General features: G+C 61.2%; 1 protein-coding gene. It reads left to right on the top strand.

All coding sequences use genetic code 11. The annotated features are described in order from the left end of the window. The first annotated feature begins 424 nt into the window (after positions 1–424). Positions 425–1756, top strand: a complete 1332-nt coding sequence (gene ltrA / locus AC5ZGW_RS46070; RefSeq protein ID WP_496114158.1) for a group II intron reverse transcriptase/maturase — start codon at positions 425–427, stop codon at positions 1754–1756. The last annotated feature ends 86 nt before the right edge of the window (positions 1757–1842 follow it).

Raw genomic sequence — 1842 nt, 5'->3', positions numbered from 1 at the left:
TCGGAGCAGTCATGGAGGTAACGAAGTGGCTGAAGCCTTCGATTAGCGTGTCACGAATTGGTGACAGCGCGAGTGTGCAGGCCGTAACGCGAGTGAACGCCGAGCAAGCCTCGAAAAGGACGATGCGCAGGCCGACCCGATGACCCTTTCGGGGAAGGCTGATACGGCTGGGGCGAAGTGAGCGAAGCAATACCTCCAGTCGCTGTGCCGGGGTAGTGGCGACGGCATGTACACAAGGAAAGCGTACGCAACACGGGAGGCCCCACGACGTGGTCAGGGATGATCAACCGGACGCCCGCGAGGGACAGGCCGGGCGCCGTGGGGATGCGGAGGGGTTCGTAGTACCGCTGAAGCCGGGTAACGCCGGCGGAGGGAAGGGACCTCAGTTCAAGACGAACGCAAGACGTAGTGAGGGACCTGGGGATTGGGCAACCTATCAACTCCGAAGAGTGTTCAGAAGCTGCAGACGGCGTTGCACGCGAAAGCGAAGGCAGAAGCCGGCTACCGCTTCTACGCCCTGCACGACAAGATCAGCCGGGAAGACATCTTGGCCCATGCCTATGCTCAATGCCGCTCCAACAAGGGCGCATCGGGCGTGGACGGGCAGGACTTCGCGGACATCGAAGTGTATGGGGTGCAGCGGTGGCTTGGCGAACTGGCGCTTGCGCTCAGGCAGGAGACGTATCGACCGGATCCTATCAGAAGAGTGTACATACCGAAGGCCAATGGCAAACTCAGGCCATTGGGCATCTCGACCTTGCGGGATCGGGTCTGCATGACGGCAGCGATGCTGGTGCTGGAGCCGATCTTTGAGGCCGATCTTCCACCGGAGCAGTATGCCTACCGTCCGGGGCGCAATGCCCAGCAGGCGGTGGTTGAGGTGGAAGCGCTGCTGTTCCGTGGTCACCCGGAAGTCGTCGACGCCGACCTCGCGGACTACTTCGGGAGCATTCCGCATGCCGAACTTCTGAAGTCGGTAGCACGCCGAATTGTCGATCGGCGCGTGCTGCATCTGATCAAGATGTTGCTGGAGTGTCCCGTGGAAGAAACCGACGATCGAGGAAGGAAGACACGTACGACCGAAGCCCGAGACAAGCGGCGCGGCATCCCGCAAGGTTCACCCATCTCCCCATTGCTGGCGAATCTCTACATGCGCCGGTTCGTGCTGGGATGGAAGATGCTCGGTCTCGAGCGAAGCCTCGGCACTCGCATCGTGACCTACGCCGACGATCTCGTGATCCTATGCCGGCGGGGCAAAGCCGAAGAGGCCTTGTCGCGACTGCGCGAGATCATGGGAAAGTTGAAGCTGACGGTCAACGAGGACAAGACACGAATCTGCAAGGCGCCGGAAGGAGAGTTCGACTTCCTGGGATACTCGTTCGGACGGATGTACTCAGCGAGAACCGGCCAGGCGCGCCTGGGGTACCGGCCATCGAAGAAAAGCATCAAGCGCATGGTGGAAACCCTTCATGCGCTGACGGCTCGAACCGGGTTAGGGCAAGACACCACAGAGTTGGTGGCGAAGTTGAACCGCACGCTGCGCGGATGGGCGAACTACTTCAATGTAGGCACCGTCACCAAAGCGTATCGGGCGATCGACAACTACACCGCTGTGCGGTTGCGCCGGTGGTTGCGCATCAAGCACAAGGTCAGGCGATGCAAGGGCGGGACCTATCCACTCTCGCACCTTTACGGGCACTTTGGGCTCGTACGTCTAACCGCGCTTGGCCGCGACCGGCCGTGGGCGAAGGCGTGAGGTCTTGTCCGAGAGCCGGATGCGGGAGATCTGCCTGTCCGGTTCGACGAGCGGGATGTGGAAACGGAGTCACGGCTACACCACTA

The sequence above is a fragment of the Bradyrhizobium sp. Crot121 genome (genome assembly GCF_059512385.1).
This window is presented reverse-complemented; position numbering and strand designations above follow the sequence as displayed.